The 24222-nt window shown below is 62.5% G+C and carries 22 protein-coding genes; 11 read left to right on the plus strand and 11 right to left on the minus strand.

All coding sequences use genetic code 11. The annotated features are described in order from the left end of the window. The first annotated feature begins 16 nt into the window (after window positions 1-16). The 6 genes from AC1Q6X_RS15355 to AC1Q6X_RS15380 all read left to right on the plus strand — a co-directional run bounded on the left by AC1Q6X_RS15355 (window position 17) and on the right by AC1Q6X_RS15380 (window position 3977). A complete protein-coding gene (locus AC1Q6X_RS15355) occupies window positions 17-916 on the plus strand; it encodes an OmpA family protein (RefSeq protein ID WP_070224912.1) in 900 nt (299 codons plus the stop codon). 107 nt (window positions 917-1023) lie between these two features. Continuing rightward, entirely contained in the window at window positions 1024-1560 is a 537-nt protein-coding gene (locus AC1Q6X_RS15360; RefSeq protein WP_070224913.1) for a ferritin-like domain-containing protein, read from the plus strand. A gap of 58 nt (window positions 1561-1618) precedes the next feature. Beyond that, window positions 1619-1921: an ElaB/YgaM/YqjD family protein gene (locus tag AC1Q6X_RS15365; RefSeq protein ID WP_070224914.1), complete on the plus strand. Its 303-nt coding sequence runs from the start codon at window positions 1619-1621 to the stop codon at window positions 1919-1921. An 18-nt stretch (window positions 1922-1939) separates the two neighbouring features. Beyond that, window positions 1940-2326 (plus strand): phage holin family protein, encoded by a 387-nt coding sequence (locus AC1Q6X_RS15370; protein WP_070224915.1) that lies wholly within the window; start codon window positions 1940-1942, stop codon window positions 2324-2326. Window positions 2327-2347: 21 nt separating this feature from the next. Then, window positions 2348-2686: a hypothetical protein gene (locus AC1Q6X_RS15375; RefSeq protein WP_070224916.1), complete on the plus strand. Its 339-nt coding sequence runs from the start codon at window positions 2348-2350 to the stop codon at window positions 2684-2686. 136 nt (window positions 2687-2822) lie between these two features. Continuing rightward, on the plus strand, window positions 2823-3977 hold the full coding sequence (locus tag AC1Q6X_RS15380) for a patatin-like phospholipase family protein (RefSeq protein WP_070224917.1): 1155 nt from the start codon (window positions 2823-2825) through the stop codon (window positions 3975-3977). Between the two features lie 143 nt (window positions 3978-4120). Here AC1Q6X_RS15380 and AC1Q6X_RS15385 read toward each other — a convergent pair whose 3' ends face one another. The 3 genes from AC1Q6X_RS15385 to AC1Q6X_RS15395 form a co-directional block, all read right to left on the minus strand. Then, window positions 4121-4423: a hypothetical protein gene (locus tag AC1Q6X_RS15385; protein WP_230505895.1), complete on the minus strand. Its 303-nt coding sequence runs from the start codon at window positions 4421-4423 to the stop codon at window positions 4121-4123. 44 nt (window positions 4424-4467) lie between these two features. Then, window positions 4468-4620, minus strand: coding sequence for a DUF3309 family protein (locus AC1Q6X_RS15390; RefSeq protein ID WP_010396415.1), 153 nt, complete (start codon window positions 4618-4620; stop codon window positions 4468-4470). A 67-nt stretch (window positions 4621-4687) separates the two neighbouring features. Next, window positions 4688-5134, minus strand: a complete 447-nt coding sequence (locus AC1Q6X_RS15395) for an outer membrane lipoprotein (protein ID WP_070224919.1) — start codon at window positions 5132-5134, stop codon at window positions 4688-4690. 270 nt (window positions 5135-5404) lie between these two features. Between AC1Q6X_RS15395 and AC1Q6X_RS15400 the strand changes: the two genes are divergently transcribed. From AC1Q6X_RS15400 to AC1Q6X_RS15410, 3 genes are all read left to right on the plus strand, one after another. Next, on the plus strand, window positions 5405-5959 hold the full coding sequence (locus AC1Q6X_RS15400; RefSeq protein WP_230505896.1) for a hypothetical protein: 555 nt from the start codon (window positions 5405-5407) through the stop codon (window positions 5957-5959). 82 nt (window positions 5960-6041) lie between these two features. Then, complete coding sequence (locus AC1Q6X_RS15405) at window positions 6042-6353, plus strand: BON domain-containing protein (RefSeq protein ID WP_070224920.1); 312 nt, start codon at window positions 6042-6044, stop codon at window positions 6351-6353. A gap of 72 nt (window positions 6354-6425) precedes the next feature. Next, window positions 6426-7622, plus strand: a complete 1197-nt coding sequence (locus AC1Q6X_RS15410) for an AI-2E family transporter (protein WP_409026850.1) — start codon at window positions 6426-6428, stop codon at window positions 7620-7622. A gap of 62 nt (window positions 7623-7684) precedes the next feature. Here AC1Q6X_RS15410 and AC1Q6X_RS15415 read toward each other — a convergent pair whose 3' ends face one another. Together AC1Q6X_RS15415 and AC1Q6X_RS15420 are read right to left on the minus strand one after the other, a co-directional pair. Next, the gene (locus AC1Q6X_RS15415) at window positions 7685-8632 is read right to left on the minus strand and encodes a YihY/virulence factor BrkB family protein (RefSeq protein ID WP_070224922.1); all 948 of its coding nucleotides are present in this window, start codon (window positions 8630-8632) and stop codon (window positions 7685-7687) included. A gap of 72 nt (window positions 8633-8704) precedes the next feature. After that, the gene (locus tag AC1Q6X_RS15420; protein WP_492497735.1) at window positions 8705-9733 is read right to left on the minus strand and encodes an OmpA family protein; all 1029 of its coding nucleotides are present in this window, start codon (window positions 9731-9733) and stop codon (window positions 8705-8707) included. Between the two features lie 472 nt (window positions 9734-10205). On the opposite strand from AC1Q6X_RS15420, the gene AC1Q6X_RS15425 reads away from it, so the two are divergent. Further along, window positions 10206-15962 carry an alpha-2-macroglobulin family protein gene (locus AC1Q6X_RS15425; protein ID WP_492497736.1) on the plus strand — a complete coding sequence of 1919 codons (5757 nt, stop codon included), beginning with the start codon at window positions 10206-10208 and terminating at the stop codon, window positions 15960-15962. 17 nt (window positions 15963-15979) lie between these two features. Beyond that, window positions 15980-18076: a penicillin-binding protein 1C gene (gene pbpC / locus AC1Q6X_RS15430; RefSeq protein ID WP_492497829.1), complete on the plus strand. Its 2097-nt coding sequence runs from the start codon at window positions 15980-15982 to the stop codon at window positions 18074-18076. Here the strand turns inward: pbpC and AC1Q6X_RS15435 are convergent, their stop codons facing one another. From AC1Q6X_RS15435 to AC1Q6X_RS15460, 6 genes are all read right to left on the minus strand, one after another. After that, complete coding sequence (locus AC1Q6X_RS15435; protein ID WP_492497737.1) at window positions 18077-19699, minus strand: type VI lipase adapter Tla3 domain-containing protein; 1623 nt, start codon at window positions 19697-19699, stop codon at window positions 18077-18079. A 110-nt stretch (window positions 19700-19809) separates the two neighbouring features. Continuing rightward, window positions 19810-22128, minus strand: coding sequence for a T6SS effector phospholipase Tle3 domain-containing protein (locus AC1Q6X_RS15440; RefSeq protein WP_492497738.1), 2319 nt, complete (start codon window positions 22126-22128; stop codon window positions 19810-19812). 110 nt (window positions 22129-22238) lie between these two features. Next, window positions 22239-22487 (minus strand): hypothetical protein, encoded by a 249-nt coding sequence (locus tag AC1Q6X_RS15445; protein WP_070224926.1) that lies wholly within the window; start codon window positions 22485-22487, stop codon window positions 22239-22241. Between the two features lie 53 nt (window positions 22488-22540). Then, a complete protein-coding gene (locus AC1Q6X_RS15450; RefSeq protein WP_492497739.1) occupies window positions 22541-23227 on the minus strand; it encodes a hypothetical protein in 687 nt (228 codons plus the stop codon). 63 nt (window positions 23228-23290) lie between these two features. Further along, on the minus strand, window positions 23291-23581 hold the full coding sequence (locus AC1Q6X_RS15455) for a hypothetical protein (RefSeq protein WP_492497740.1): 291 nt from the start codon (window positions 23579-23581) through the stop codon (window positions 23291-23293). Window positions 23582-23708: 127 nt separating this feature from the next. After that, window positions 23709-24209, minus strand: coding sequence for a hypothetical protein (locus tag AC1Q6X_RS15460; protein WP_492497741.1), 501 nt, complete (start codon window positions 24207-24209; stop codon window positions 23709-23711). Window positions 24210-24222: the final 13 nt, after the last annotated feature.

Here is a 24222-nt window from a genome sequence, read left to right on the forward strand (position 1 = left end):
AGAACAGGATTCCATCATGAAAAAAGCTACTTACACCACCATTCCCGGCCTGCTGGCCATGGCCGCCCTCGTTGCCGCCTGCAGCTCCGCACCGACCACCACCAGCCTGCTCGACCAGACCCGCGGCGACTACATGGCGGCGCAATCGAACCCGATGGTATCGACCTATGCGCCACGCGAATTCCGCGAAGCGAGCGCTGCGCTGGAAGCGGCAAACGCCGCCGCCACGCGCCAGGAAGATAGCGAAAAAGTCGACAAGCTGGCCTACCTGGCCAAGCAAAAGATAGCCACGGCGCAAGAAGTCGCCAAGCAGAAAGCGGCCGAAGCCGATATCGCCAACGCGGGCAAGCAGCGCGACCAGTTGCGCCTCGATGCGCGCACGCAGCAGGCTGACCAGGCCACGGCCCGCGCCCAGACGGCGCAAGCGGATGCGGAAGCGGCCAAGGCCCAGGCTCAGGCTGCCGAAGCATCGGCCCGCGATGCGCAAGCGCGCGCCGCCGGACTCGAAGCACAGCTGGCCGACCTGGCCGCCAAGAAAACCGAACGCGGCATGGTCATTACCCTGGGCGACGTGCTGTTTGGCACGGACAAGGCGAACCTGACGGCCGATGGCGTGAATACGGCGCGCAAGCTGGCCGAGGTGCTGAAAAACAACCCGCAGCGCACCGTGCTGATCGAAGGCTTTACCGATAGCACGGGCGGCTCCGCGCACAACCTGGAATTGTCGCAACGCCGCGCCGAATCCGTGCGCAATGCGCTGCTGGAGCAAGGCATCAGCCGTGACCGCATCGCCACGAAAGGCTATGGCGCCGCCTATCCGGCCGCCGGCAACGATACGGCGGCAAACCGCCAGCTGAATCGCCGTGTGGAAATCGTCTTGTCCGAGGACAACACGGCCATTCCCGCCCGCCGTTAAAACACCAGGCCAAACTACGGTTTTTGCCTGGCGTTTGATTTGTTCGTAGGCAGCACCGGCCGCTATTTGGCCGGTGGATACCCATGTAATACTTGAAAGGAAGCATCATGACCCAAACATCTGTTGAGATTCCAGCTGGCATCGATACGGCCGCCATCCGCGCCGCCGCCAAAAACCTCGATGACGGCGCCGTGACGGCCGGCTACCAGGGCGACCGCCAGGAGTTGATCACCCTGTTGAATGGGGCGCTGGCCACCGAACTGGTGTGTATTGCGCGCTATAAACGCCATTACTACACCGTGAGCGGGCGCGACAATGGCACCATCAAGGCCGAGTTCCTTGAGCATGCGCAACAGGAGCAGGAACACGCCGACTGGCTGGCCGAACGCATCGTGCAACTCAATGGCAAGCCAGATTTTAATCCTGCAACATTGCTTGCGCGCAGCCATGCCGAGTATGATGACTCCGAAGACGTGCAAAGCATGGTGCGTGCCAATCTGATCGCGGAACGGGTAGCGATCGAGTCGTATCGCCAGATGATCGTCAAAATTGGCGACAAGGACCCGACCACACGCCATTTGTTGATCAAAATCATGGCTGTCGAAGAAGAGCACGCCGATGACATGCGCGATCTAATGGAATAGTGTTTTTGAGTAAAGTAGGTATAGTAACTACATTCATCCACAGCTAAGGAGCTAAACCATGTTGGAAAACAATATCACCACCGTCAATAACGATGTCAAAACCCTGGTCAAGGATGCGCAAGCCCTGTTCAGCGCCGCTGCCGCCCTGACCGGTGAAAAAGCCGATGAAGTGCGAATCAAGGGCATGAAAACCCTGGACGCTGCCCTGGCCAAGGCGCACGAAGCGCAAGCGTCGGCCATCGTTGCTACCAAACAGCTCGCCTCCCAGGCGGACGGTTATGTCAAGGAAAACCCATGGCGCACGGTAGCCGTCGCCGCTGGCGTCGGCGTACTGGTCGGCTTCATCCTGGGCCGCAAGTAATCCATTGTCAGGAGCGATATGGACAAGTCTGCTTCGTCTCACCAGGGGCCGGGATTGATCGGCTCGGTCGCCGGCCTGGCCAAGAACGCCGTCGGACTGATGTTGTCGCGGCTGGAACTGGCCACCATCGAACTGTCGGAAGTGCGCAATCACATGCTGCAGCTCGTGGTCATTTTCGCCCTGGCGACAGTGGCGGGCTTGTTTGCCATCGCTTACGGCAGCGTACTGATCGTTTTCCTGGCCTGGGATAGCCTGGGCTGGAAGATCCTGGCGATCATGACGGTCGTATTCGTACTGCTGGCCATCGCGCTGGTCATGTATGCGCGCGCCATGCTGCGTCAAGGAAAGCTGTCCATGCCTGCCACCATGGCGGAATTGAAGGCCGACCGCGACATGCTGATGTAAGCGGGCTCACGAGGAGAATTCATGTCGGAAACCGACAAACTGGCGGCGCAAGCCGCCCGCAAGCGCCTGCTGATCGCCCAAGGCGAAATGTATCGCGTGGGCATCGTGCATGCGCGCGCCAACGTGGGCTATGCCCTGCGTCCCGAATCGCTGCTGCAGGGCGTGGTCGAAACGGCGGTCGGCTTTGCCGGCCACCGCGTCGAGTCCTTGCTGGCGCCGGGCGGCATGCGTTTGCAGGGCGCCATGCCCTACGTGCTGACGGCGCTATCGTTTATTGGGCGCAAGAAGCTGGTCAAGCCGGCCCTGGTCCTCGTGGCCGTGGCCGCCGTGGCCGCCAGCTGGCTGCGCCGCAAGCGCTGAACGCCAGCCGTGTTGCACAGGAACGCCGTCATTGACGGCGTTTTTTTTGCCCGTACCCAACGTCCGGCACGGGCAGGCGCAATCCCTTACAATGATTCACGCCGCATTTTGCGCGGCGCACAGAGGGGCCATCTTGATGACGAATTCAAAGACACCGATCAATCAGTTAAATCCCTCGCGCCTGCGCATCGTGCTGGTGCTGCAGGGCGGCGGCGCACTGGGCGCCTACCAGGCCGGCGTCTACCATGCGCTGCACGAACATGGCCTGGCGCCCGACTGGGTGGTGGGCACCTCGATCGGCGCCATCAATGCCGCCATTTTGGCCGGCAACAAGCACGAGGACAGGCTCGTGCGTCTGAAACAGTTCTGGCAGCGCGTGGCGCACCGCGACAGCGTCGACATGAACCTCGTTTCGGACCAGCAGCGCCGCTCGAACATCTGGCTGGCCACGCTCGATACCGTGCTGCGCGGCGTGCCCGGCTTCTTCAAGCCGCGCATTTTCAGCCTGTTCTCCGCAGGAATCGCCGTCAAGCCGGAAGAGGCCAGCTTCTATGACACCAGTGAGCTGGCCAGCACCCTCGAGGAACTGGTCGATTTCGATTACCTGAACCAGCCCGGCGGCATGCGCCTGACGGTCAACGCCCTGCGCGTCAAGTGCGGCAGCCTCACCAGTTTCGACAGCCAGCAGCAGCCGCTGACGGCGGACCATATCCGCGCCAGCGGCGCCTTGCCGCCCGGCTTTGCCGGCGTGCGCGTCGATGGCGATTTATATTGGGATGGCGGCCTGTACTCGAACACGCCGCTGGAAACCGTGCTCGACGACACGCCCCACGTCGATACCCTGGTCTTCATGGTCGACCTGTGGAGCTCGGAAGGGCCGGAACCGACCACCCTCGATGAGGTGCAGACGCGGCAGAAGGACGTCACCTTCGCCTCGCGCTCGAAACGCCATATCGCCGACTATGTCAATACGCACACCTTGCAGCGCAAATTGCGCGAGCTGTACGCCGGCCTGCCCGACACAAAGCACAACCGCCAGCAGACGGAAGAGCTCGTAGCGCTGGGCTGCGACAGCACCATGCACATCGTGCGCCTGCCGTATGCGGGGCGCGACTGGCACATGGCGGCCAAGGATATCAATTTCTCCAAGGGCTCCATCGAGTGGCGCTGGGAGCAGGGCTACCAGGATGGCTTGCGCGCGATCAAGGCGGCCGGCTGGCTGGCCTTCGTCACGGAAGACACGCCGCTCGTGGTGCACGAACTCCCGCCCTATGAGCGCGATGCGGCTTAGTGACGCCTGTCAAAACCTGCTGCGCGTCGGTATAGGTCACCATACCTTCCGTACGGTTGCGCTTCTTAGCCACCTCTCCCTTCCGCTCGCGACGGTTTTGTCAGGTGTTGCAATGTTGTTCAGCGTCGCAACAGCACGGCGCATCACTGCGGATGCGCCGCTGCACGCAGTTTTTCCGCGTTCGCCATGTCTTGCCGGTAAGTATCTTGCGCGTCCTTCAGGCAGCTGGCGCGCGTGGCGGACGGTTCCAAGCGGCACGCTTTTTTGGCCTCGGCCAGGGCGGCGGCGATTTCCTTGCGCAAAGTGCGAAGCTGGGCTTGCGCCGTGCTGTCTTCCTGGTACCAGCGTTGCGGGTCGCCCGGCTGCGGCGAGGCCGTCTGCGCCAGTGCCATCGGCGCCAGGCTGCAGGCGAGCAGGGTGGCCAAGAGTGTATTGTGGATAGTCATGATATTTCCTCCTTGAAATAAAAAAGGCGCCGTAGCGCCTTTTTTTACAACCTGCCCGTCAGTAATAGCAGGATCAGTATCACTACGACCAGGCCGGCGATGCCGCTGGGGCCGTAACCCCAGTTGCGGCTATGCGGCCAGGTAGGCAGGACGCCGACCAGGGCCAGGATCAAGATGATCAGAATGATGGTGCCCATGGCAACTCCTTGTTATGGTACGACTCATGCAAGATGGCGGATGCCTGCTGACAAGCTCCGCCGAGAATTAATAGCGGTAGACGCGGCCGTCGACGACGCGCACGCGGTTGCCCGGGCGCAAATCATTCGCGTTGTCCTGCACTACGGTACGGTACTCGCCGTTGTCGAGACGCACGCTGATCTGGTAGGCCTGCGCCTGCTGCCTGCGGCCTTCGACCTGGTTGCCCACGACGCCGCCAGCGACGGCGCCCGCCACGGTGGCGGCCGTGCGTCCGCTGCCCGAACCGATTGTATTGCCCAGCAGGGCGCCGGCGATGCCGCCGACCACGGCGCCCGCGCCGCTGGTTTGACCGCCACCCTGCACGATCTGGATGGAGTCGACGGTGCCGTACATGGCGGACTCAGGCTGGTTGGCCGGGTAATATTGTTGCGACTGGGTAGGGCCGGTGGCACAACCGCTCAGTACGGCGGTGGCGGCGAGCATCAGTGCAGCCAAGGTGGCGTTGGTTTTCATTTTATTCTCCTGACGAGGTGAGGGTGTAGAGCCATCTTAGTCATGCCCCTGTCCCCGGTCTGTACGCTGCCGCACGTACTTATTTGCAGTCGAAAAGGGTAGTGCGGGCTGGAGCGATCCGGCAAAAACGTTGTTATTTCTCCATATTGCCCTTCCACTTTCAAAATAAATTACTTGTGTACGGCAGCGTACAGAAGAGCGGCGACTATCCACGTAAAACGGTAGTCATGCCAAGCAGACATGCTTGCTACCACCAGGGAGAAATACAACATGAACAAGAATAAGCTTTTCACCGCCATCGTCGTCAGCCTGGCATGCGCCGCATGGGGCGGCCAGGCAGTGGCGGCCACGCCGGAAGCAAAAGCAACGTACAAGGCGGCCAATGAACAGGCTGGCCTGAATTACAAACTGGCGCATGCCGAGTGCGAAAAAATCACGGGCAACCCCAAGGATGTCTGCATCGCCGAAGCGAAGGCCGTGCGCACCTACGATGAAGCCGTGGCCCAGGCGCAATACACGAATACGCTGCGTGCCTACACCAAGGCGCGCGTCAAGATTGCCGATGCCAATTACGATGTCGATCTGGCCCGCTGCAATGCGCTGACGGGCAACGACAAGGATGTCTGCGTCAAGCTGGCCAAGTCCACCAAGGTGGCGGCCCTGGCCGACGCCAAGGCGGACAAGAAAGTCATCGAAGCGCGCAGCGATGCGCGTGAAGCAAAAAGAAAAGCCGAGTACAAGGTCGCGACAGAAAAATGCGATGCATTGGCCGGCGCAGCCAAGGATGACTGTATCAAGGCTGCAAAAACCCAGTTTGGCTACTGAGCTCCCTCCGGCGCGCAGTCACCACACTGGTATAAGAAGCTCATTGTGAGCACATTGATTGACCACTCCTAAGGAAAAAACCATGAAATTCACTAAATCTATCGCTACTGGCCTTTTCGTCGCTTCCCTGTTCGCCGTTGCAGGCTGCGCTTCGACCCCAACCAAGGAAGGCACGGGCGAATACCTCGACGACGCCGCGATCACCACCAAAGTGAAAGCCAGCATCTTCAATGAGCCTACCCTGAAATCGACGGAAATCAACGTTGAAACCTTCAAGGGCGTGGTTCAGCTGAGCGGCTTCGTTGCCCAGCCAGCCGATGCCGCCAAAGCGGGTGAAGTTGCCCGTGGCGTCAAGGGCGTGAAGTCGGTGAAAAACGACATCCGCGTCAAGTAATGGCCTGACCTGCCGCAGCGGCCAGCCTCACGGCTGGCCCTGTGGCCTTCCACCGACCGTCGCGGGAATCGCATGCATACCCAGCCTTCAGATACCCCGCCCGATCCGGTGGCGGCTGCCTCCACCGAGCCTGCCGGGCCACCTCCCGGCGCGCCCGTGGAGCAGCCAGACTCAACCTTGCGCTTGCCGCTGCATGTCAATGCGCGTGGCATGGCCTTGGGCATCATCGCCACCGTCAGCTTTATTTATGCGCTGCAGTGGGCACAGAAATTCCTCATTCCCGTCATCTTCGGCATTTTCATTGCCTACACCCTCAATCCCGTTGTCGCCTGGCTGGAAAAGCTGCGCCTGCCGCGCGCCATCGGCGCCACGGCCGTCACGGCCCTGATCCTGTTCGGCTCCATCGTCGTGGTCGAGCGCGTGCAGGGCGAATTCGAATCCATCGTTGAAGAGTTGCCGGCCGCCACGCATAAACTGTCGCGGCTGATCGCCGCCAATACGGGCGGCAAGAACAGCACCTTCCAGAAGATGCAGGCCGTGGCCAATGAAATCGAGCAAGTGGCCGCCGGCGCCGAAGCGCGCCGCAACAACCGCCGCGCCGCCGCGGCCGAGGCGCCCAACTTCAAGATCATGGACTGGGTCTGGGCCGGTTCGCTGGGCCTGGTGGGCTTCCTCAGCCAGGCCACCATGGTCATCTTCCTCGTATTCTTCCTGCTGCTGTCGGGCGACACCTTCAAGCGCAAGCTCGTCAAGCTGACGGGACCGTCGCTGAGCCGCAAGAAGGTCACCGTGCACATCCTGGAAGACATCAACACTTCAATCCAGAACTATATGTTCATGCTGCTCGTCACAAATGTCTTGCTGGCCGTCCTGATGTGGATCGCCCTGCGCGTGATCGGGCTGGAAAACGCGGGCGCCTGGGCCATCGTGGCCGGCTTGCTGCACATAATGCCGTATTTCGGCCCCTTGCTCATCACCATCGCCACGGGCCTGGTCGCCTTCCTGCAGTTCGAATCGCTGGAAATGGTCTTGCTGGTGACGGGCACGTCGATGGCCATCGCCACCCTGGTGGGCACCTTTGTCACCACCTGGATGACGGGGCGTATCGCGCGCATGAATCCTACTGCCGTGTTCGTCAGCCTGCTGTTCTGGGGCTGGCTGTGGGGTGTCTGGGGATTGCTGCTGGGCGTGCCCATCATCGTCATGGTGAAGGTCGTCGCCGAGCGCGTGCAAGGCATGGAAGTGGTGGCGGAACTGCTGGGCGAATAGCTTGCGGCAAGGCCAAGAACAACGGCGCCCGCGGGCGCCGTTGCTGCATCCGGAGCGACACCTTACGACTGGTGGCGTTTCAGTATCTTCACTTGCACGTCGCCGTCTTCCGTCTTCGGCATATCCTTCATGCTGCCCAGCTGCAAGGCGAACTGGCGCGTAAATTCGGCGCCCAGGAAGAAGATTTGCGCCGAGTAATACACCCACAGCAGCAGGGCGACCAGCGAACCGGCGGCGCCATAGCTGCTGGCCACGCCGCTATTGCCGATATACACGCCAATCGCATATTTCCCTAGTGAAAACATGAAGGCCGTGCCGATGGCGCCGATCAGCACGTCGCGCCAGGACAGGCGCACGCGCGGCAGCATTTTATAGATGACGGCAAACAGGCTGGCGATGACGGCAAAGCCGATCAGGTTCGACAGGATGGTAAACAGCACGGCAGTGTCTTTCCACACGCCTTCCCAAAAGTTGGCGAGGATGGCCATGGCGGCGTTGACCACCAGCGACACCATCAGCAGGAAGGCCAGCACCAGTACCAGGCCAAACGACAGCAAGCGCGTGCGCACCATGTCCCAGGCGCCCGCTTCCTTCAAGGGTGGCACTTGCCAGATTTCATCAAGGCTGGCTTTCAGTTCGGCAAATACGCTGGTGGCGCCAAACAGCAGCAGGGCGCTGGCGATGAGGGTGGCGATGCGGCCCTGTTCATGGTTTTTCGCGCCGGCCAGCACGAGCTGGATGGCTTCGGCGCCCTGCGTGCCCAGCAAGCCCTGCAGTTGCCCCATCAGCTCGCCGCGCGCGGCGGCCGGACCATAGAAAAAGCCGGCGATGGCGATCACCAGTACGAGGATGGGGGCGATGGAAAACAGGGTGTAATAGGCGAGGGCGGCGCCCTTGCTCGAGGCGCGGTGTTCCAGCCATTCGGTGACGGAGCAGTAGACGACGCTGCGCATCTGCTTGCTTAACGGCGCGAGACCGGCCAGTCTGGGATAGCGGGTAAAGAAATTCATGATGGCTTTCAATGCAAAAAAGGGGCGCGAGCCCCTTTTTTTTAATTCACAAGTGGCGTACCACTGTCGAGCTTACTGCACGCGGCGTTCGATGGTGATTTGTTCCACTTCAACGCGGCGGTTAGGTTCCAGGCACTTGATCAGGTCGGCACGTTTCTTGTTGTTGCACTCCACGACCGGATTGGTCGAACCCTTGCCTTCAGCCGTCAGGCGGTTGGCGGCAACACCGTGGGCGACCAGGTATTCCTTGACTGCGTCAGCACGCTGCTGCGACAGTTTCAGGTTGTACTTGGGCGAACCGATGCGGTCGGCATAACCACTGATGACGACGTTGTTGACGTCCGGCGCTGCGTTCAGCACGCGTGCGATTTCGTCGAGCTTGGTTTGTGTCGGGCCCAGCTTGGCGCTGTCGAACGCGAACAGTTCCGTTGCCGACATCGTCACTTTTTCAAAGCGTGGCGGCGGTGGCGGTGGTGGTGGCGGCACGACCACGACGACTTCTTCACGTACTGGCGGCGGCGGTGGCGGTGGTGGCGGCGGTGCAGGCGGTTTGTCGAACGCGTAGTTCAAGCCCACGGTGACGTAGTAGTTGTTGGACTTGCTGCTCGGGTCGAACGTATTGCCGCGCAGGAAACCGTGCACATTGCGCACGTCAGCCTGCAGGGACAGCTGCTCGGTGATGCTGGACTGGAAACCCAGGCCCACGCTCGCGTATGGCGAGCTCTTCGTGCGTTCACCGAAGGCGAAGCTGGTGTCCTTGTCGCGCTGCATGCCGGCACCGACCAGCAGGAAAGGACGGAAGGCTTTGCGCGAGAACATGTACAAGCCGTCGACGCCCAGCGTATTTTGCTGGTAGCGCTGACCGCCATCCTTGGAACGGGCATACGTGGTGCCCAGCTGGATATCCCAGTCCTGGGAAACAGGCTTACCGAAACGCAAGCCTGCGCCATAACCGGTTTTATCCGTGGCGAAGTCGGAATCTGGCTTGAGTGCGTTGATGCTAGGTTGAATATACCAGGAGGGATTGATTTCCTGGGCCTGTGCGCCGAGGGCGGAGCACAGGACTGCGGCGGCAACGGCGATTTTTTTTAGATTATTCACAAGTAACTCCCAACGTTGATAAGAGATTTTCTCTACGGCATCAAAGACACATCTTGCTACACGTGCTATTGCTAGATATAGACCACACTTCCAGGTGCGCATTCTTGTGATAAATGCACTGCTGTTGGACTAGAGAATACGATTGCAGGTTCTGGTGGTCGGTGCGCTGGCGCACAAAGCATTGCGGTATATCAATAGTGTTGCAGATTCACGACAAAGATTTTGGTGTTGAAAAAAACTAATTTTATTGGTGAAACTTTTACAAGCACGGTCATTGCCTGGCACCGCGGCGACAGGCAATCGTACGACTTGTCACCTGCATGCCACTGTATATTAGCAACAATGATGAGCTTGATAACTAATAATACATTGATGTTGTATTCCGGCCGCGTTCTGTTGTTTTTCTGGGCTTCCGCCAGGCAACTTTTGCGCGCCGCAGCCAGCTCCGCCACTTTTTCTCAAGGAGTCATCCGTGCCTGACCTGTCCCGTGTTCTTACTTCCCCGCTGTCCGGCAAGCTGGGCCCGCTGTGCCTGCTGCTGTCGCTGGGCCTGGCGGCGCCAGCCTGGGCCGATAGCGGCGTGTCCCTGTTTTCACCGAGCGGCACGGTCAAGGCCGTGCGCCAGGTGCGGGCCCAGTTCGCCACGCCGATGGTGCCGTTCGGCGACATGGGCTTGCCCGCGCCGTTCGCCATCGATTGCGGCAAGGCCGAGCCGGCCGTCGTGGCGGGCGCGGGGCGCTGGGCCGACGAACGCAACTGGAACTTCGATTTCGAGCGCGATTTGCCGGCCGGCGTGGCCTGCAGCTTTACCTTGAAGCCGGGACTCAAGGATCTGGCGGGCCAGCCCCTGCAGGGAAGCACGTCCTACCGCTTTTCCACGGGCGGCCCGGCCATCGTCGAGGCCGTACCGTATGACGGCCAGCCCTACATCGACGAAAACCAGATCTTCGTGCTGGGCCTGGACGCCGTGCCGAACGAGGCCAGCGCGGCCGCCAACGCGTATTGCCGCGCCGATGGCATCAATGAAAAGATTCCCGTGCGGCGGCTTGTAGGCAAGGAGCTGGAGCAGGTATTGACTTTGCGCAAGAGCTTTCTCGACCGCTACCTGACCGTGTACTTCAAGAAGCGGGGCGTCGTGTGGAAAGCGGGTATGCCTGTTGCGAGCAAGGGCGCGCCGCCTTTGCCCGTCACCGTGCTGCAATGCAAGCGCAGCTTCCCTGCCAATGCCAAGGTGTCGCTCGTGTGGGGCGAGGGCATCGCCAGCGTCAGCGGTATCGCCACCAACAAGGCGCAAACCCTGCAGTTCAAGACGCGTCCCGACTTCACGGCCAAGTTCAGCTGCGAGCGCAGCAATCCGAAGGAGCAATGCATTCCCTTCCTGCCCATGCGCGTGCAGTTTTCCGCGCCCGTGAGCGCGGCGCAGGTGCGCGCCATGACCCTGAAGGGCGGCGGCAAGACCTATGCGCCGACGATTTCAAAAGAGGAAGAAAAGGCGGAATTCCTGTATGGCGCTGTCTTCAATGGTCCATTTCCCGTGCAGGCCAGTTTTGTGCTGAGCTTGCCGCCGGGCTTGAAGGACGATGCGGGCCGCGCCTTGCTCAACCGCGCGCGCTTCCCCATGACGGTGCGCACGGGCGAACAGCCGCCGCTGCTCAAATTCCCGGCCCCGTTCGGCATCATCGAAGCGAAGGGCGACGGCTTGCTGCCCGTCACCGTGCGCAATATCGAGCCTGTGCTGTCGGGCAAGGAAGTCGCGCAAGCCTCGGCTGCCGCCACGGGCGCCAGCTTGCGCGTGCCCGACAATGACGACAAGTTCATCATCGAGTGGATGCAGCGCCTGGCCGGCAATGGCGACGGGGGCGAATACTGGCAGCCGTACGCCCAGTATGCGGGCAACATGAGCAAATCCGTGCTGGCGGGCGCTGCCGGCACGCGCCCCATCAGCCTGCCGCGCGCCGATGGCCGGAAAACCTTTGAAGTGATCGGCATCCCTTTGCAGAAGCCGGGCTTTTATGTGGTCGAGCTGGCCAGCCCCATCCTCGGCAAGGCGTTGCTGGGCAAACCGACGACCGCGTATATCCGCACGGCCGCGCTGGTGACGAACCTGGCCGCCCACTTCAAGCATGGCGCGCAATCGTCGCTCGTGTGGGTGACCTCGCTGGACAAGGGCGCGCCTGTTGCGAAAGCGCAAGTGGCCGTGCGCGACTGCGCCGGCAAGCTGCTGTGGCAAGGCGCCACGGGCGCGGACGGCGTGGCGCACATTCCCGGCGAGCTGGCCAATTCCAGCTGCAAGAACAATGGCCGCTACTTTATCAGTGCGCGCAGCGGCGGCGACATGACGTTCACCCTGTCGGACTGGGTGGGCGGCATCGAAGCCTGGCGTTTCAATTTGCCCACGGATGACACACGCGCCGACAACACCTTGCTGGCCACGGTATTCGACCGCACCCTGCTGCGCGCCGGCGAAACCGTGCACATGAAGCACTTTATTCGCAAGCACACGGCCGAAGGCATGAGCCTGGTCGACAAGAACAACGGTCCCGGCAGCGCCACCTCCGTCGTCATCACGCACCAGGGCAGCGACCAGAACTATCAATTACCGCTGCGCTGGTCCGCCGGCGGCACGGCGGAAAGCGACTGGCTCATCCCCGCCGACGCCAAGCAGGGCGAATACAGCGTGACGATGGCGGGCCGTCCGTCCGGCAGTTTCCGCGTGGAAGCGTTTCGCGTACCGACCATGAAAGCCGTGCTGCAGGGACCGAAGGCCCCCACCGTGCAGGCAAAGCAGCTGGCCCTCGATGCGCAAATCACGTATCTGGCCGGCGGCGCCGCCACCAACGCGCCCGTCAAGCTGCGCACGGTACTGCAAGACAAGAGCGTAACGTTTGCCGACTATCCCGACTATAGTTTCAGCAATGGTGACGTGAAGGAAGGTCTCGTCAAACAGGGCACGGGCTACGACGACGATGAAGGCGAGTGGCAGGATGAAGGCCGTGGCGGCCCCTCCGGCCCCGGCGCGACGGCTGCGCGCACGCAAAGCTTGACTCTGGACAAGGCGGGCGGCGCGCGCATCGTCATCGACCAGCTGCCGCAGCTGTCCGTGCCGCGCGACCTGGTGGCGGAAATGGCCTTCCAGGATGCGAATGGCGAGACGGCATCCGTCGCCACGCGCGTGCCGCTGTGGCCGTCGAATGTCGTGATCGGCATCAAGCCCGATGCCTGGGCCTTGAGCAAGGATGCCTTCAAGTTCACTGTGGCCGTGCTGGGCACGAATGGCAAGCCCGTGGCGAATGCGCCCGTGGCCGTCGACTTTTTCCAGCGCAACAGCTATTCGCACCGCCGGCGCCTGATCGGCGGCTTCTATGCGTATGAAAACAGCAGCGAAGTGGTCAAGCTGGGCCAAGCGTGCTCGGGCAAGACGGACAACAAGGGCCTCTTGACTTGCGACGTGAAGGCGCCCGCCAGCGGCAATCTGGTGTTGCGCGCCCGCACGCAGGATGCGTCCGGCAATGCGGCCGTGGCCAACCGCGAAACGTGGGTGGCCGGCAGCGGAGACTGGTGGTTCAATGCCAGCGACAACGACCGCATCGACGTCTTGCCGGAAAAGAAACGCTATGAGCCGGGCCAGGAAGCGAGCTTGCAGGTTCGCATGCCGTTCCGTTCGGGCACGGCGCTGATCACGGTCGAGCGCGAAGGCATCCTCGACACCTATGTGCGCCAGTTGAACGGCCGGGAACCGGTGGTGAACATCCCGGTCAAACCGAATTACGCGCCGAATGTGTATGTCTCCGTGTTTGTCGTGCGGGGGCGTGTCGATGGCGTGCAGCCGACTGCCCTGGTCGACTTGGGCAAGCCGGCCTACAAGATGGGCATCGCGCCGCTGAACGTGGGCTGGCAGGCGCATGAACTGAACGTCATGGTGGTGTCCGACAAGGAAGTGTATAAAACGCGCGACAAGGCGGAAGTGTCCGTGCGCGTGCGCCGCGCTGACGGAAAACCGCTGCCGGCCGGTGCCGAAGTGGCGCTGGCGGCCGTCGACACGGGCTTGCTGGAGCTGATGCCCAACGATAGCTGGAAGTTGCTCGATACCATGATGGCGCAGCGCAGCTTGCAGGTGGAAACGGCGACGGCGCAGATGCAGGTGATCGGCAAGCGCCATTTTGGCCGCAAGGCGTTTCCGGCCGGCGGAGGCGGCGGCAAGGGCGCCAGCCGCGAGCTGTTCGATACCTTGCTGTTCTGGAAGGGCACCGTCAAGCTCGACGCCAAGGGCGAAGCGACGGTGCAGGTGCCGCTCAACGATTCCTTGACGGGATTCCGCATCGTTGCGATTGCCAGTGCCGGCAAGGAATTGTTTGGCACGGGCAGCACGGATATCCGCAGCTCGCAAGACTTGATCTTGATGTCGGGCTTGCCGTCCCTCGTGCGTGAAGGCGACCAGTTGCGCGCGGGCTTTACGGTGCGCAACACCTCGGCCGCATCCTTGAACGTGGAAATCAATGCCACGGCGGCTGGCAAGGCGCTGCCGCGCCAGAGCTTGACCCTGGCGGCGGGAGAAGCGCGCGAAACGGGCTGGGATTACCAGGTGCCGCTTGGCGCGCAAACGGTCGTGTGGGAGATCAGCGCCAAGGCGGGTAGCGGGCTTGGCAACACCTCCGATAAACTGAAAATCACGCAAAAAGTCGGCCAGGCCACGCCCGTGCGCACGTATCAGGCCACCTTGATGCAGATCGACAAGCCCGTCAATATGTCCGTGCAAATGCCGGCCGGCGCCTTGCCGGGCCGGGGCGGCCTGCAGACCAGCTTTGTCGCCAAGCTGGGCGGCGAGCTGCCCGGCGTGCGCGAGTACATGGCCGCCTACCCGTACACTTGCTTCGAGCAAAACACGTCGAAGGCCATCGCCCTGCAAGACCAGGACGCGTGGAACCGGCTGGCCGCCAGTCTGCCCGCCTACCTGGACGGCGACGGCTTGCTGAAATACTTTCCCATCATGGAGCAGGGCAGCGACAGCCTGACGGCCTACGTGCTGTCGGCCACCAGGGAAGCGGGCTATGCGATTCCGGAACAGACGAAGAACCGCATGGAAGCAGCCTTGACGGCCTTCGTGCAGGGCAAGATCGTGCGCCGTTCCGCGCTGGCCACGACCGACCTGGCCGTGCGCAAGCTGGCCGCGCTGGAAGCGCTGTCGCGTTCGAATAAAGTGCCGCCCGATGCGCTGGAGAGCATCAGCATCAGCCCGAACCTGTGGCCGACCTCCGCCGTCATCGACTGGAGCTTGTTGCTGCAACGCACGCCTGGCCTGGCGCGCCGCGATGCGCTGCTGGCCGAGGCGCAGCAGATCTTGCGTTCGCGCCTGAATTTCCAGGGCACCACCATGGGCTTTTCCACCGAGCGCAAGGATAACTGGTGGTGGCTGATGGTGTCCGGCGACGTCAACGCCAACCGTTTATTACTGGCCGTGATGGACGACCCGGCGTGGAAGGACGATATCGGCCGCCTGGTGCGCGGCAGCATGGGCCGCCAGAAGAAGGGCCGCTGGGATACGACGGTGGCCAACGCCTGGGGCACCCTGGCCATCGCCAAATTCTCGGCTAAATTCGAGTCGACGCCGGTGACGGGCGCCAGTGCCGTCAAACTGGGCGGCGATACGCAAGCGCTCGTGTGGAATGGCGCGGCGAAAGTCGGCCCCGTGCTGCAGGCGTGGCCGACGGGCACGGATACCCTGGGCCTGGCACACAGCGGCATGGGCAAGCCGTGGGCCACCGTGCAAAGTCTGGCGGCCATTCCGCTCAAGGCGCCCGTGTCCAGCGGCTACACGATCAAGAAAACCGTAACGCCGGTGGAACAGAAAACCACCGGCCAATGGTCGCGCGGCGACGTCTACCGCGTGCGCCTGGAGTTGTCGGCGCAGGCGGACATGAGCTGGGTAGTGGTCGACGACCCGATACCGGCCAGCGCCACGGTGCTGGGCAATGGACTGGGCCGCGACTCGCAGCTGCTGACGGCCGGCGAAAAATCCACGGGCTGGGTCTGGCCCACGTTCGAGGAACGGGCGTTTGACGCTTTCCGCGCCTACTATGCCTTCGTGCCGAAAGGTAACTGGAGCGTGGAATACACGGTGCGCCTGAACAATGCCGGGGATTTCAGCCTGCCGGCCACGCGTATTGAGGCCATGTATTCGCCCGAGATGTTTGGCGAAGCGCCGAACGCGAATGTGAAGGTGGGGCAGTGAAAGGGTTAGTTTTACTGATGGGCGGCCTGCTGTCCGGCCCGGTCTTCGCCGAGGCGGTCCTGACGCCGGCCCAGGTGCAGGCCGCCTACCGCAGTTCGGAAGCGCAGTTGCTGGACCGCAGCGGCGCACCGTTGCAATCGTTACGCGTGGACATGAAGGTACGGCGCCTGCCGTGGGTGCCGCTGGCCGATATTTCCCCCGCCGTGCAGCAGGCCGTGCTGCTGGCGGAAGACCAGCGCTTCATGCGCCATGGCGGCGTGGATGTGTCCGCGCTGGCCACGGCCGCCTGGGACAATCTGTTTGCCAAGAAAGCCCGGGGCGCCTCGACCATCACCATGCAGCTGGCGGGCCAGCTCGATGCGGACTTGCAGGCGTCCTCGGGCGGACGCAGCCTGCGCCAGAAATGGGACCAGATGCGCGCGGCGCAAGCGTTAGAATCCAGCTGGAGCAAGGCGCAGATTTTCGAGGCGTATTTGAATCTCGTATCATTCCGGGGCGAACTGCAAGGCATCGCCTCCGCCTCGTACAGCCTGTTCGGCAAGGCGCCGTCGGGCCTGAACCAGACGGATGGCATCATCCTGGCCAGCCTGGTGCGCTCGCCGAATGCGCCGCCGGCCACCGTCACGCGGCGCGCCTGCGCGCTGGCAAAGGAATGGCGCATGGACAGCAGCTGCCAGATGATCGGCCAGCGCGTGCAGACGGCCTTGCAGCGCAATGCGCTGTATGCGGAGCTGGCGCCGGCGCCGCAAGTGGCGCAGCAACTGCTGAAGCAGCCGGGCGCCCAGGTCGCCAGCACGCTCGATGGTCCCTTGCAACGCTTCGCACAGGAAAACCTGCGCCAGCAACTGGGATCTTTGCGCGAGCGCAATGTCAACGACGGCGCCATCATCGTGCTCGATAACCGCAGCGGCGAGATCCTCGCCTATGTCGGCAATGCGGGCGGCAGCCATGTCGATGGGGTGACGGCCCTGCGCCAGGCCGGTTCCACCTTGAAACCGTTTTTATATGAACTGGCCATCGAGCGCCGTCTGATGACGGCCGCCTCCGTCATGGACGACTCGCCGCTGGACGTCGCCACGGCGTCGGGCATGTATGCGCCGCAAAACTACGACCGCAATTTCAAGGGCTACGTCAGCGCCCGCACCAGCCTGGCCAGTTCCCTCAACATTCCCGCCGTGCGCACGGTGCTGCTGACGGGACAGGACGGCTTTTACAACCGCCTCAAGGACGTGGGCCTGTCCAGCCTGACGGAACCGGCCGAATACTACGGCCCCTCGCTGGCGCTGGGTTCGTCGGAAGTGACCCTGCTGGAACTGGCCAACGCCTACCGCGCGCTGGCCAATGGCGGCCTGTACAGCACGGCCAGCCTGCAGCCGGGGCAGGCTGGCAAGGACAAACGCCGTGTGATGGAGGCGGGCGCCGCCTTCATCGTCGGCGATATCCTGGCGGACCGCGCCGCGCGCAGCATGACCTTTGGCTTGCGCAACGAGCTGGGGACGAATTTCTGGAGCGCCGTCAAGACAGGCACGAGCAAGGATATGCGCGACAACTGGTGCATGGGTTACTCGGAGCGCTACACGGTGGGCGTCTGGGTGGGCAACTTCGACGGCAAGCCCATGTGGGACGTGTCGGGCGTGACGGGCGCCGCGCCCGTGTGGCGCGACGTGATGGATTATCTGCATAAGAACGTGCCCAGCCATGCGCCCAAAGCCCCGCCAGGCGTGCTGCAGCAGATGGTGGCGTACCAGCCCGCGCTGGAAGCGCCGCGCCGCGAATGGTTTATCGCGGGCACGGAAAGCCCCGTCATCGCCGTGCTGGGCGACACCGTGAAGCTGCCCGCCATCGTGTATCCGGCCGAGGACAGCATCCTCGCCATCGACCCCGACATCCCGCCCGCCCTGCAGCGCGTCTTCTTCCAGGCGCAGGGCGGCCACGGCTTGCGCTGGGTGCTCGACGGCAAAGATATGGGCGGTGCAGCCGAGAGCATCAGCTGGCGCCCCGTACCGGGCAAGCACGCGCTGGCCCTCGTCGATGACGCCGGCAAGACGGTGGCGCGGGTGGCGTTCCAGGTGCGGGGGAATGCCTTGGCGCAGCTTGCCGCACAGGAAAAATAATCAGTTCGATGGATAATTCGCCGGGTCGATGGCCGGCGTGACGTAGTGCCGCAGCACATCGCCGCCGTGCGGGTGTTTTTGCGTGCGGCGCTTTTCGTCCGATGGCGGGCTGACCAGCACGATGGTCGCCTCGTCCGGATTGCGCAAATTCACCACGGCGCTGACGCCGCCATCGCGGTAGCTGCCCATCACGGCTATGGCCATCTGTACGAACAGGGTGGCCGCGCCCGTGTTGCCCAGGCGCCGGTCCGTGTCGATCCATTGCGCCACGTTGCCGCTGTCGAGTTCCGTGCCGCCATCTTCCGCATGTTTCAGCAAGGTCTTGTGCAGTGCCAGCAGCTGCGCCTGATTGCCGCCCGTGGCGGCGATGAGGCGCGCCGGTGCGGCGGGACGGTCGGTTTCCGGCAAGCTGTGCAAGGCTTGCTGCCAGCCCGCCTGCAAGGCACGTTCGCGCTGGTCGCGCCGCGTCAGCGGCTTGCCGTGTTCATCCGTCAACCTGATAAAAGTGGGCCGGTGGAGGAAGCCGAAGGTGGGCAGGCGGTCCAGCTGCGCCAGCTGTTCCTTGTTGAACGGCAGGGGAAACCAGGGCGTGGGCTGCCACTCTTTCGGCGGGTGATAAGTCTTGTGCTGGAGCCTGTCGAGCATGCTGAAGCTGCCCGTGCCGCGGATGTCGGGGCGCCGGGCGAATTGCGCGGCGACGGGCAGCCATTCGGCGATGCTGGGCTGGCGCCGGGTGATGGCTGTGGGATCAGTTTCCAGGCGTGCCTGTGGCACGGTTCCCATCAAATCATAGTAGGCCAAATACAAGCGCCGCGCCACGCCGTAGGTATTCAAATCGTCGACGCTGTCCTCTGGCGGCGCATCGTCATACGCAAACTTGCGTACGGCATCGATGCGTTCGCGCCGGGCCAGCACGAACAGGGCGGAGGCGTCGGGCATTTCGGGGATGTAGCGGCCGTCTCTTGTGAGCGGTGGCGAGTTGTCCGGGCTGTACAGATCGCGCGTGGGCATGCTGTCTTCCGAATTGAGCACGATGTAGGGCACGTCGGGATGGGCATCGAAAAATGCAAATACATCTTCCAGGATGCGGTCCGGATGTTCACTGAGGCGGCGCGGACCACTGGCGAACAGATGCCAGTGCAGGCCGGATGACGCAGCGCCACCGGCCAGACCTATGGCCGGCGAGTCGGGGCTGTCCAGCATGTGCGAATTAAAGATCGGCGGTTCTGCATTGAACACAGGGACGCCAAAATACATGGGAATGTCCCTTGCCCCATTTTCCAGCGTGTCACCGCCGCGGCCACCTGCTATCCCAGCTCTCTGCATGGCATCCCAGGTGTATTTTTCCTTGTCCTGTTCACGGATGCTGGCATAGGCATTTCCCTGCTGCAGCACTTCCCACAGCTTGCCCTGCCGGTATTTGTCCAGGGTGACGCCCAGACCGATCACTTCCAGCACATATTCACGCTTGTCCTGCTCGGTGGGCGCCGCCTGCTGTACTTGCGGCGTTGCGACGGCCACAGGCTTGGACGAATGCAGCCAGCGAGAACCGAGCAATGTAGCCGCGACGATGGGCGGGATCAGCAACAGCCATTGCAGGTGGCGCCATATTTTGCTGCTCATCGTGGACTCCTGTAAATAAGTAGGACTGATCAATACAAACCCAAGCAATAGCAGAGTCATCAATGCGAGGGTTACGCAGAAGGGAGAGAGCAAGTTTGGGAAAAATTTTTTCATCGTGGAATGTCATCGCTGGCTTTATGTACAAAAGGAGTGACGACCGATTCGGTACGCCTGCCATTCACTGTTTCACAAACGACGGTAGACGGCAGGCCTGTTTGCAGTGCGGGCACAAAGGCAGGTAAGTCTCCCGAACTGTAGTAATGTGCATTACCTTCAATGATTTGCTTGCGTTGTAGAGGTTCTGCAGCCCAATAGATTGCAAATTTTTTCATGAAATCCTCCCATCTCAGGATGGATTTTCTTATAGGATTTTTTTTGTCGTTTTGCAGCCGCCAATCCGCCACCGCACACAAATACTGATAAAACTGCGGATCGCTGCTCGCCTTCCCGCTGCCAATGGCCACGTCATACGCCGTCACGTTGCGGTGGTTTTCCGCGTTGCCGATGATGGCGCCGTGGAAGGATTTGGGGCTGACCTCGTTCTGCCAGCGCTTGCGCGCCTCATTCGGGGTCTCTTCGCGGTCGACAATCAGCTTGTCGCCACTGCCCGGATGGCGCGAAACGCGGTCTATCCTGCATTGGTCGCCCGCTTCCTTGCCCAGGTTCAGGGCTTTTTCCACCTGCTCGCGCTCGCCCGCGCCGAACATGCCGGCACCGAATTCGGGGATGCGATGCTGCTTCGGCCGCGGGTCGGCGATGATTTCCTGCTTGCGCATCCGCAAACCTTTCGTGCTGGTCACCGCGATGGCTGCATCGATGGGGTCGACTTCTTCGCACGGTCCTTGCTGGTCGCGCGGCAGCCTGGCCTGGTCGGAATCCTTCGGGAATTGCCCAGGGCGGATCTCGCCGCCGTCCAGCACGGCCGCCCTGGGCGCGCGCAGCGCTTCGCCATTGATCGTGCGCAAGCCTTCACGCCGACCTGATTCCGTTGAAAAGATATTCCATTTGCCGGGTTTGACGGGCGGCCATGGTGCCTCGGCATGGCTGCCGCGATGGCCACGATTGGCGCCGGCCACATGGGCGTGGTCGTCCTCGCCTTCCAGGCGCAGGGCGAAGTCGTGCGGCGGCTGGCCCACCAGCACCGGCCCGTTGTTCTTTCCAGTCGCGTCAAGGCGCTGTTTGCTGGTAAAGACACGCTGGTAAAATCCCTTGCCCAGTTCCGCCAGCGGTTGCCGGCGCTGGAATTCCTTTTCCCAGCAGGTGGGGCCGTCGCCCCAGATGCTTTTGTCCGTCTTGCCCTTGGTCTTGGACAGACGATGGCCGTCGATGTAGTCGGGTATGCCTTGCCAGCCGATGCCCTGCATATTGTCCAGCGCTACCGTCATATCTTCGGGGCAGAAGTACAGGTAGACCTTACCCCGGTTGTCGCGGTCCGCTTCCGCCCGCCATGCCGCGCCCGCCATGCCATGGCAGACGGCGTGATCCTTGATCTGCGCAAAGGCCGGACTGGCATGCTTTTTTGCCACCACGCCCTGCACGATCTGCACCAGCGTCTGCAGGCGCGCATGCAGGGTCTGGCGGTTGTCGATGGCATCGTATTGCTCTTCCATCACCGCATCCCGGCCGCCGCCGAAGATGCGGCTAGCTTCCGCCGCGCCGAAGAACATCGTGGTGTCCTCCACCAGGCTGTAGGGAGGATGCGTGAGGATCAAGGTGTCGGCGGGCCGCTTGCCCTCGTCGAGCAGGAAGGCCTGCGCCAGCAGCGAGATTAAACAGCCCTGGCTGTGCGCGACGATGGAGACCACGTCGTTGCTGTCGTAATCGCGGATCATGGCGATGAGGGCTGCCAGGCGCTTGGCGGCCAGCACCATGTACATGCGGCCCGGCGCCGTCATCAGGGGCCGTACGGGGTCGCCGCCCACGTCGTATGGCGAAAACAAGCCCTTGTTCCACATGTCGGGCAGGGTGTTGGTGGCATTGCCGAACGGGCCGCCGTTCTTCGACATGTCCTTGTCCAGGCGGTTGCCGTAGCGGTCCGTGTTCTGGCCGTTGACCATTTTGCTCGCGTTGCTGCGTTCGCGAAAGCCCCAGTAAAACGGGATCACGGGGCTGTACGTGGTCTCATCAGGCTGGCGCTTGAAAAATACGTCGTCCGGGTCGGCCAGGGCTTCCTTCTTGTCGGACGCCTGCGGCATGCGGTAGGCGGCTGGCGTGAACACGTGGCCGCCGCCATACATGCGTGCATCGAGTCCCTGGCATAACCCCTTTTCCACGGCGCCGAAACTGGTGCCTACGTCGTTGACGCCATGGATGACGATGACGTTGCCGGGCAGTTCAGGGCGGATGCGCACGATGGCGTCCTGCATGCGGTCGCAGTGCAGCAGGGCGGTGCTCTTGCCGCTGGTGTAGGGAAGTTTGGGATACGCCATCGCCGCTCCATGCTGACCAGTCAGGACAGTGTAGAGGGGCGCGATGGCGGATTAGTTGCGCGTACGCAAACTTTGCGGGAAAGAAGGCAGCGATGCCGTAGGTGCAGGCGCTAGCGGCTGGCCGGCTTGCCCTCGGTCAGCTTGCTGTCCGCCAGCCCCGGCGCGCCCCACAACAGGCCCATCCAGATGCAGAACGACAGGCCGCGGTGCAGCGATGCGAAGCACAGGCCGAAAATCAGGCTGCGCGCGAACAGGTTCGTGTTCGGCACGTTGGCACTGTCGAGCAGAAACAGGGTGGCGACGGCGGCGACCGTCATGACGGGCAGCATGAACCACCATTTGCGTTCGATCGGCGACATGATTTCCTAGTAAGAAGTGTGTCACCGATTCTAGCGCAATATTGTCAAGGCATTTATGGTGCGCTGATAATTTTCGTCAATGCGATGCGGTACGCGGGCTGCACGTCGCCAGCCTGGTCAATCTTGTCCGTCATGATCACGCCGAAACCCTGCGCATACCACACGTATTCGCCGCTCTTGCCTTTGCTTTTGCCGCCCACGTCGCGCAATTCGAACTTGCAGGCGTCGGGGAAGCGGCGTCCGCCCAGTTCCAGGCGTTCCCAGCCCAGGAAGGTGATCGAGAAATCGCGCTGGTCCGTGCGCGTGGAGGTGGTGATCTTGTCGGACAGGCCCGCCAGCGGGTAGTGGGTGCTCGTTTGCGTGTCCGTGAATTGCACGCGCACTTCCTGGCCCGGGCGCATTTTGGCGGGGATGGCGGACTGCGGCGCGTAGACGTTCTTGCTGCGCACTGTGCCGTCTTCGTTGTAATGGACCGTGCCCGTCAGGAAGACCTGGCCGTCGCGGATGTCCTGGTAGGACGTGGCCAGCAAGACGCCGCCGTCGAGGATCAGCTGGATACCCTTGAGTTTCTTGCCTTCGAAGACTTCCTCGACGTTGACTTGCGCGTCGCCATTGTTCTTGCTGAACTTGACACCCGTCGTCAGTTCCATGCACTCGCCGACTGTCGGCGCCGCCTGTACGCCTGCGGCCGCCAATACGGCTGCCGCCACCAACACTTGCCATGCTGCTTTCATTGTCATCCCGGCTATCTTGTAAAGGCGTGATGATAGCGTGCCTTGGAGCAATGTGGCGCAGCGCTGACCCTATTTCGCAGGGGCGACGGGGATGCTGGGCACAGCGGGTGTGGAGGCTGGCGGCGCCGTTGGCTTGCCGCGCCGTGTGCGCTTGTCCGTGCGCGCCTTGTTGTTCTTGCCGTCGTGGATCAGCTTGCCTTTGTTGTCGAGCTTGTCGGATTGGTCCGATTGCTGGCCCGGATCGTTGGCATTGTTGGTGTGGTTGCCCGTCTGGTTGACGTTCGTCGTCGACTGGGCTTGCACCCAGGCGCCGCCGATGGTCATCAGGGTGGCGGCCAGCAAGAGAGCGGCGGTTTTCATGGTGCGTCTTCCTGTGCAAGAGAGTGAGAGGGCGGTGGATACCGCTGTCGAGAATGCATTGTCACACGCGGACCCGTGCGCGCAAGTAGGATTACGCCTCATCCTTGTGTGGGCGTATTGCCAATGTTCAAGCCGCTCTTGCGCCGCTCGCGCGCAGGCGCAGGCGCCGGGCGCCCAGGGCATCGCGCATGCTCCATGCCAGCGATATGGCGCCCATGGCCGCCAGCCAGCTGCCGGGGCCGTCCGCAGGCAGCGCATGCACGCCCGATGGCAGGGCAAGCCAGCCGGGCAGCGCCTGCAGCAGCAGGGTGGCGATCACGCCCAGGTTGATGAACAGCAAAACGTGCAGGATCTGCTCGGGCAGGGGCAGGCGGCGCGTGCGGCCTTCCACGACCGTGTCGCGCAGCGAAACGCCGATTTCCGCCAACAGCAGCAATGCCAGCCACCAGGCCAGCCAGCCCTGCCAGGCAAACAGGCCCAGCGAGGGAAACAGCAGGCCGAAGATGGCTTCGCGCAAGCTGTGCAGGCGCTGCTCGGCCGCCGCGCCGGGACGCGACGGCAAGCGCACGAGCAACTCGTGGTTGAGCAGCACGTCAGCTCCGCCCAGCAGCCCGTGCAGAAGCAGCATGGCTTGCAGCGCC

This window comes from Janthinobacterium sp. GW823-FHT06H09 (assembly GCF_058794735.1).

Bases quoted from the DNA above. Each gene is read 5' to 3' on its own strand.
- AC1Q6X_RS15355 (WP_070224912.1), top strand. From the start codon at position 17: ATGAAAAAAGCTACTTACACCACCATTCCCGGCCTGCTGGCCATGGCC.
- AC1Q6X_RS15360 (WP_070224913.1), top strand. From the start codon at position 1,024: ATGACCCAAACATCTGTTGAGATTCCAGCTGGCATCGATACGGCCGCC.
- AC1Q6X_RS15365 (WP_070224914.1), top strand. From the start codon at position 1,619: ATGTTGGAAAACAATATCACCACCGTCAATAACGATGTCAAAACCCTG.
- AC1Q6X_RS15370 (WP_070224915.1), top strand. From the start codon at position 1,940: ATGGACAAGTCTGCTTCGTCTCACCAGGGGCCGGGATTGATCGGCTCG.
- AC1Q6X_RS15375 (WP_070224916.1), top strand. From the start codon at position 2,348: ATGTCGGAAACCGACAAACTGGCGGCGCAAGCCGCCCGCAAGCGCCTG.
- AC1Q6X_RS15380 (WP_070224917.1), top strand. From the start codon at position 2,823: ATGACGAATTCAAAGACACCGATCAATCAGTTAAATCCCTCGCGCCTG.
- AC1Q6X_RS15385 (WP_230505895.1), bottom strand. From the start codon at position 4,423: ATGACTATCCACAATACACTCTTGGCCACCCTGCTCGCCTGCAGCCTG.
- AC1Q6X_RS15390 (WP_010396415.1), bottom strand. From the start codon at position 4,620: ATGGGCACCATCATTCTGATCATCTTGATCCTGGCCCTGGTCGGCGTC.
- AC1Q6X_RS15395 (WP_070224919.1), bottom strand. From the start codon at position 5,134: ATGAAAACCAACGCCACCTTGGCTGCACTGATGCTCGCCGCCACCGCC.
- AC1Q6X_RS15400 (WP_230505896.1), top strand. From the start codon at position 5,405: ATGAACAAGAATAAGCTTTTCACCGCCATCGTCGTCAGCCTGGCATGC.
- AC1Q6X_RS15405 (WP_070224920.1), top strand. From the start codon at position 6,042: ATGAAATTCACTAAATCTATCGCTACTGGCCTTTTCGTCGCTTCCCTG.
- AC1Q6X_RS15410 (WP_409026850.1), top strand. From the start codon at position 6,426: ATGCATACCCAGCCTTCAGATACCCCGCCCGATCCGGTGGCGGCTGCC.
- AC1Q6X_RS15415 (WP_070224922.1), bottom strand. From the start codon at position 8,632: ATGAATTTCTTTACCCGCTATCCCAGACTGGCCGGTCTCGCGCCGTTA.
- pbpC (WP_492497829.1), top strand. From the start codon at position 15,980: ATGGGCGGCCTGCTGTCCGGCCCGGTCTTCGCCGAGGCGGTCCTGACG.
- AC1Q6X_RS15435 (WP_492497737.1), bottom strand. From the start codon at position 19,699: ATGAGCAGCAAAATATGGCGCCACCTGCAATGGCTGTTGCTGATCCCG.
- AC1Q6X_RS15440 (WP_492497738.1), bottom strand. From the start codon at position 22,128: ATGGCGTATCCCAAACTTCCCTACACCAGCGGCAAGAGCACCGCCCTG.
- AC1Q6X_RS15445 (WP_070224926.1), bottom strand. From the start codon at position 22,487: ATGTCGCCGATCGAACGCAAATGGTGGTTCATGCTGCCCGTCATGACG.
- AC1Q6X_RS15450 (WP_492497739.1), bottom strand. From the start codon at position 23,227: ATGACAATGAAAGCAGCATGGCAAGTGTTGGTGGCGGCAGCCGTATTG.
- AC1Q6X_RS15455 (WP_492497740.1), bottom strand. From the start codon at position 23,581: ATGAAAACCGCCGCTCTCTTGCTGGCCGCCACCCTGATGACCATCGGC.
- AC1Q6X_RS15460 (WP_492497741.1), bottom strand. From the start codon at position 24,209: ATGCTGCTTCTGCACGGGCTGCTGGGCGGAGCTGACGTGCTGCTCAAC.